This is a genomic window from Methylibium sp. (assembly GCF_013817365.1).
In the GTDB taxonomy this organism is placed as follows: Bacteria; Pseudomonadota; Gammaproteobacteria; order Burkholderiales; family Burkholderiaceae_C; genus Methylibium.
In genome coordinates this window covers 1-6,308 of sequence record NZ_JACDCU010000240.1, presented here as the reverse complement: position 1 = coordinate 6,308, position 6,308 = coordinate 1, and the positions used below count along the sequence as shown (strand labels likewise).

The window sequence follows — 6,308 nt, the reverse complement described above, 5'->3', positions numbered from 1 at the left end:
GAATCCGGCGAGCGCCGCAACCCGGTAATGCTCCACCGCGCCATCGTCGGCAGCCTTGAGCGCTTCATTGGCATCCTGATCGAGCAGCACGCCGGCGCCTTCCCGGCTTGGCTGGCACCGGTGCAAGTGGCCGTGCTCACCATCACCGAAGCCCAAGCCGACTACGCCGCAGAGCTTGCGAAAACGCTGCAAAAACAAGGAGTTAGGGCTGTCAGTGATTTGCGCAACGAGAAAATCACGTATAAAATCCGAGAGCATTCAATGCAAAAGCTTCCGTATATCCTCGTCGTTGGCGACAAGGAAAAGGCTGCGGGAGCGGTTGCGGTGCGCGCCCGGGGCAACCAGGACCTCGGCGTGATGCCCCTAGATGCCTTCTTCCAGAGGATCGCTAGTGACATCGCCCACAAGGTGTGATGCAGGCTTGTTGTTTGCCGCATCCGCTCGGTGTGCCCGGCGCGTGTGTGTTCAACGTGGAGCCTGATGTTGCGCAAGAGCAAGGCTCGAAAAAAGGATCTGAACCATCGCTAACTTCTTTGACCGTCGCACCCGGAACGACGAACGCAAGCACAGGCTGAACCGGGAAATCATGGCGCCGGAAGTGCGCCTGAACGGCCCGGAGAACGAACCGCTGGGCATCGTCAACCTTCAGGAGGCCTTGCGCCTGGCCGGCGAGGCCGACGTCGATCTGGTTGAGATCGCTGCCACGGCCGACCCGCCGGTCTGCCGCCTGATGGATTACGGCAAGTTCAAGTACGGCGAGCAGAAAAAAGCTGCCGAAGCCAAGTCCAAGCAGCACGTCATCGACATCAAGGAAGTCAAGTTCCGGCCCGGTACCGACGAAGGCGACTACGCGATCAAGATGCGCAACCTGCGCCGCTTTCTGGAAGAAGGCGACAAGGGCAAGGTCACCCTGCGTTACCGGGGCCGCGAGATCACCCACCAGGACATCGGCATGCGCCTGCTGGAGCGCATTCGCGACGAGCTGACCGATGTGTCGGTCGTCGAGAACATGCCCAAGCTCGAAGGCCGGCAGATGATCATGGTGCTGGGGCCCAAGCGCAAGAAGTGAGTTTCTAGAGCAGTACGAGTTCGAGTTCGACCGTTGCTGTGGTCTGGTCGCCGCAGCAGCGCCCACAAGTGCCCGATGGCTCAAAGCCCGCGAGTGGTTCGCGGCGCCTCTCGGGTGCAATTCAAGAAGGAGCAGTCATGCCCAAGATGAAGACCAAGAAGAGCGCGGCCAAGCGATTTCGCGTCCGCCCGGGTGGCACCGTCAAGCGCGGTCACGCGTTCAAGCGCCACATCCTCACCAAGAAGAGCACCAAGAACAAGCGCCACCTGCGTGGCACGACCTCGGTGCACGAGACCAACATGGGCCACATGGCCCAGATGCTGCCGTTCGCTGGCCTTTGAGCCGCGTTCGCCCGTCTCTCTCAACTTGAAGGAATGAACAAATGCCTCGCGTCAAACGTGGTGTAACCGCCAGCGCCCGTCACAAGAAGGTCCTGGCCCTGGCCAAGGGCTTCCGCGGCCGCCGCAAGAACGTCTACCGCATCGCCAAGCAGGCGGTGATGAAAGCCGGCCAGTACGCCTACCGCGACCGCCGCAACCGCAAGCGCGTGTTCCGCCGCCTGTGGATCGCGCGCATCAACGCGGCTTCGCGCAGCCACGGCATCACCTACAGCCGTTTCATGGCCGGCATCAAGAAGGCCGCGATCGAGATCGATCGCAAGATGCTCGCCGACATGGCGGTCAACGATCCGGCTGCTTTCGGCAGCATCGTCGAGAAGGTGAAGGCCCAGTTCGCTTGATCCGCACCGGGCCCGCGCGGCCCGCTGTACCTTGCAAGGGCCGAGGCGCAAGCGTCGGCCCTTTGCTTTTTCCGAACGCGATTCGAGAACATCGAAACTTCTAGATGGAAGCATTCACTGAACTTGCGCAGCGTGCCGAGCAGGCGTTCGGCGAGGCGCGAACGCCGGCCGAGCTCGAGGACGCCAAGGCGCGCTTCCTCGGCAAGAGCGGCGAGGTGACCGCGCAGATGAAGCAACTCGCGAGCCTCGGCGCCGACGAGAAGAAGGCCCGCGGCGCCGAGATCAATGCGGCCAAGCAACGGGTCGAAGCGCTGCTTTCGGCACGGCGTCAGGCGCTGGCCGAGGCTGAGTTGGCGCTGCAACTGCGCGCCGAGTCGCTCGACATCACCTTGCCGGGCCGTCGCCGCGGCAGCGGCGGTCTGCACCCGATCACGCGGGCCATGGAGCGCATCGAAGCCATCTTCGGCTCGATGGGCTTCGAGGTTGCCGACGGCCCGGAGATCGAGACCGACTGGTTCAACTTCACCGCGCTCAATACGCCTGCCGACCACCCGGCGCGTTCCATGCACGACACCTTCTATGTCGAGGGTGGCAACGTGTTGCGCACGCACACCAGTCCGATGCAGATTCGCCATGCGGTTCGTCATGTCAAGGCGCACCGCGCTGCACTCGATGCGGGGTTGCCGATGCCCGAGATTCGCGTCATCGCGCCGGGACGCACGTATCGCGTCGACAGCGACGCCACGCATTCGCCGATGTTCCATCAGGTCGAGGGCCTGTGGATCGGCGAAAGCATCAGCTTCAAGGATCTGAAGTCGGTGTACGTGAGCTTCATCCGGGCCTTCTTCGAGACCAGCGACCTGCAGATTCGCTTTCGGCCGAGCTACTTCCCCTTCACCGAGCCCAGCGCCGAAATCGACATGATGTTCGGCAGCGGGCCACTGAAGGGCCGCTGGCTTGAGGTTTCTGGCTCCGGGCAGGTGCACCCGCAGGTGATCCGCAACATGGGTCTCGACCCCGAGCGCTACATCGGTTTTGCCTTCGGATCGGGTATCGACCGGCTCGCCATGCTGCGCTACGGTGTGGCGGACCTGCGGCTGTTCTTCGACGGCGACCTGCGCTTCCTGTCCCAGTTCAAGTGATTCGACGACGCTTCGACCATGCAATTTCCTGAATCCTGGTTGCGCGAGTTCTGCAATCCGCCGCTTTCCACCGCTGAGCTGGCCGACAAGCTCACCATGGCCGGGCTCGAGGTCGAGGAACTGCGGCCCGTCGCGCCGCCGTTCGACAAGGTGGTCGTGGCTCAGGTGCTGGCAGTCGCCAAGCACCCGAACGCCGATCGGCTCAACGTGTGCGAGGTCGACGTCGGAGGCGGCGGCCCGCTTTCCATCGTCTGCGGCGCGCCGAACGTGCGCGCTGGAATCAAGGTGCCCTGCGCGCTGGTCGGCGCCGAGCTGCCGCCCGCGCAGGCCGGCGGTGAGCCGTTCACGATCAAGCTCGGCGAACTGCGCGGCGTCCAGAGCCAGGGCATGCTGTGTTCGGCGAAGGAACTGAAGCTGTCCGAAGAGCAGGGCGGGCTGCTCGTGCTGGCAGAGGACGCTTTGGTCGGGCAAAGCATTCGCCAGCACCTCCACCTCGACGACACGCTCTTCACACTGAAGCTCACGCCCAATCTGGCGCATTGCCTGAGCGTCTTCGGCATTGCGCGCGAGCTCAGCGCGCTCACCGGCGCGCCGCTTCGCATGCCCGTGATCACGCCTGTTGCGCTACAGCATGATGCGCGGCTGCCGGTGCGGATCGAAGCGCCCGACCTGTGCGGCCGTTTTTCGGGCCGCATCGTCCGCAGCGTGAATCCGCAAGCAGCGACGCCGGCCTGGATGATCGAGCGCTTGGCGCGCTGCGGCCAGCGTTCGGTGAGCGCGCTGGTCGATATCTCCAACTACGTGATGTTCGAGCTTGGCCGGCCTTCGCACATCTTCGATCTGGACAAGCTGCACGGCGGCCTGCAGGTGCGCTGGGGCCGCCCCGGCGAGCGGCTCGAACTGCTCAACGGCAGCACGGTAGAGGTCGATGGCACGGTGGGCGTGATCGCCGACGAGCGGCAGGTCGAGTCCCTGGCCGGCATCATGGGCGGGCAAGCCACCGCGGTCGGCAACAATACGCGCAACGTTTACGTCGAGGCGGCGTTCTGGTGGCCGCAGGCGGTGGCCGGGCGCTCGCGGCGCTACAACTTCTCGACCGACGCCGGCCACCGCTTCGAGCGCGGCGTCGATCCGGCGCAGACCATGGCGCACGTCGAGCGCATCACGCAACTCATCCTCGACATCTGCGGCGGCGAAGCCGGCCCGATGGACGACCAGACCGCTGCTCTGCCCGAGCGCAAGCCGGTCACCTTGAGAGTCGCTCGCGCCGCCAAGATCATTGGCATGCCGGTCACGCAGCCGCAGTGCGCCGAGGTGTTCCGCCGGCTCCGCCTCGACTTTACCGAAGGCGAGGGCACGATCACCGTCACGCCGCCGAGCTGGCGCTTCGATCTGCAGATCGAGGAAGACCTGATCGAGGAAGTGATCCGCATCCTGGGTTACTCGGGGCTGCCGGACACTCCCCCACTCGCACCGGTAACGCCGCGGGCGCGCTCCGAAGCGCGGCGCGGCCTGCACATGTTGCGCCACGCGGTCGCCGCGCTCGACTACCAGGAAACAGTCAACTTCAGCTTCGTCGAGGAGCGCTGGGAACGCGAATTGGCGGGCAACAGGCAACCAATCCGGCTGCTCAACCCAATTGCCGCGCCGCTGGCCGTCATGCGGTCCAGCCTCATGGGCAGCCTGATCGGCGTGCTGCGTTTCAACCTCGCACGCAAGGCGGCGCGGGTGCGCGTATTCGAGCTCGGACGGGTGTTCCTGCATGATGCTTCGGTGGCCGACAGCGACAGCACCCTGGCCGGTATCCATCAGCCCTTGCGCGTGAGCGCTCTGGCCTACGGGCCGGTCGATGCATTGCAATGGGGTGCGCCCGAGCGTGCAATCGATTTCTTCGACGTCAAGGGCGATGTCGAAGCCCTGCTCGCGCCGCGCAAACCGCGCTTCGTGCCGGCCGAGCACGCTGCCCTGCATCCGGGCCGCAGTGCCCGTGTGGAGCTCGACTGCGTGGCGATCGGCTGGGTCGGCGAGCTGCACCCGCGCTGGCGGCAGGCCTACGAGTTGCCGCAGGCGCCCGTGCTGTTCGAACTGGACGCGGATGTGCTGGCCGGCGGGCGGCTGCCCGCTTATGCGCCAATCGCCCGGCAGCAGGCGGCGTTGCGCGACATCGCGGTGATCGTCGGCGAATCCGTCACGCACGAAACTCTGCTGGAAGCCATCGCCGCGGCGCCAACCGGCGGCTTGGTGCGAGATGCGCGCCTGTTCGACGTTTACCGTCCGAAGAGTCCGTCCGCCGACATGATCGCGGGCGAGCGCAGCTTGGCGGTGCGCCTCGAACTGCTCGACGACGACGCCACGCTCACCGACGAACGCATCGATGCGGCGGTCAAGAGCGTGCTGGACACGCTCCGCGTTCGCCTCGGCGCGCGTCTGCGTGCTTGAGAACCGAAGAAGAAGGACCGACCATGGACAGAGCCATTCTTCCCACGCTCGAGACGCCGACCCTGACGAAAGCCGAGCTCGCTGAGCTCCTTTTCGAGCGGCTCGGGCTCAACAAGCGCGAATCCAAGGACATGGTCGAGGCCTTTTTCGAACTGCTTCACACGCAACTCGTGGATGGCAACGACGCGAAACTGTCGGGTTTCGGCAACTTTCAGATCCGTCGCAAGGCACCGCGCCCGGGAAGAAACCCGCGTACGGGCGAAGCCATACCGATCAAGGCGCGCAATGTGGTGACTTTTCACGCCAGCCACAAGCTCAAGGGGGTGGTGCAAGGTGATATCCCTGCTGGGGAGAACTTCGAGTAAAGTCTTAGCTCACTGCCCACAAGCCATTGATTCAAATGGAAAAAGCGCTTCCGCCAATCCCTGCCAAGCGCTATTTCACCATTGGTGAGGTAAGCGAGCTGTGTGGCGTCAAGCCCTATGTGCTGCGCTATTGGGAGCAAGAGTTCACCCAGCTCAAGCCCATGAAGCGGCGCGGCAACCGGCGCTATTACCAGCACCATGAGGTGCTGCTGATCCGCCGGATTCGGGAACTGCTGTATGAGCAAGGCTTCACCATCAGCGGCGCCCGCAACCGCCTGAGCGAAAGCGCGTCGCGTGGGGCTGCATCGGCCCCGGCTACCCAGCCAGTGTTTCCGCCGGCTTCGGCCCAAGACGGCAACGGTGCGGCCGGCATCTTCGACGAAGACCACGAAGACCCCTTTGAAGACAAAGAAACCGAAGCGGTTGAAGCCGTTGCGGCACGAGCCCATTCGGTGGCGGTGACTTCGGTGCGCGTGAGCCCGGCGCCCACAGCAGCGGCAATGCGCAACGAGTTGCTGTCGATTCGGCGGCTCTTGACGCCTTAATTGCGGCCT

General features: G+C 64.5%; 8 protein-coding genes. All 8 read left to right on the top strand.

Translation table 11 applies throughout. The features are described 5' to 3' along the window. Positions 1-414: His/Gly/Thr/Pro-type tRNA ligase C-terminal domain-containing protein (locus tag H0W38_RS14305; protein WP_292455194.1), on the top strand; the 414-nt coding region annotated here is incomplete at its 5' end. Positions 415-520: 106 nt separating this feature from the next. Continuing rightward, positions 521-1,069 carry a translation initiation factor IF-3 gene (gene infC / locus H0W38_RS14300; protein ID WP_292455196.1) on the top strand — a complete coding sequence of 183 codons (549 nt, stop codon included), beginning with the start codon at positions 521-523 and terminating at the stop codon, positions 1,067-1,069. A gap of 137 nt (positions 1,070-1,206) precedes the next feature. Continuing rightward, on the top strand, positions 1,207-1,410 hold the full coding sequence (rpmI, locus tag H0W38_RS14295) for a 50S ribosomal protein L35 (RefSeq protein ID WP_292455192.1): 204 nt from the start codon (positions 1,207-1,209) through the stop codon (positions 1,408-1,410). Positions 1,411-1,451: 41 nt separating this feature from the next. After that, positions 1,452-1,808, top strand: coding sequence for a 50S ribosomal protein L20 (rplT, locus tag H0W38_RS14290; RefSeq protein WP_292455190.1), 357 nt, complete (start codon positions 1,452-1,454; stop codon positions 1,806-1,808). A gap of 104 nt (positions 1,809-1,912) precedes the next feature. After that, complete coding sequence (pheS, locus tag H0W38_RS14285) at positions 1,913-2,950, top strand: phenylalanine--tRNA ligase subunit alpha (protein WP_292455187.1); 1,038 nt, start codon at positions 1,913-1,915, stop codon at positions 2,948-2,950. 18 nt (positions 2,951-2,968) lie between these two features. Then, positions 2,969-5,389: a phenylalanine--tRNA ligase subunit beta gene (pheT, locus tag H0W38_RS14280; protein WP_292455186.1), complete on the top strand. Its 2,421-nt coding sequence runs from the start codon at positions 2,969-2,971 to the stop codon at positions 5,387-5,389. A 23-nt stretch (positions 5,390-5,412) separates the two neighbouring features. Beyond that, positions 5,413-5,754, top strand: coding sequence for an integration host factor subunit alpha (locus H0W38_RS14275; protein WP_292455183.1), 342 nt, complete (start codon positions 5,413-5,415; stop codon positions 5,752-5,754). A gap of 35 nt (positions 5,755-5,789) precedes the next feature. Then, positions 5,790-6,299, top strand: a complete 510-nt coding sequence (locus tag H0W38_RS14270) for a MerR family transcriptional regulator (protein WP_292455181.1) — start codon at positions 5,790-5,792, stop codon at positions 6,297-6,299. Positions 6,300-6,308: the final 9 nt, after the last annotated feature.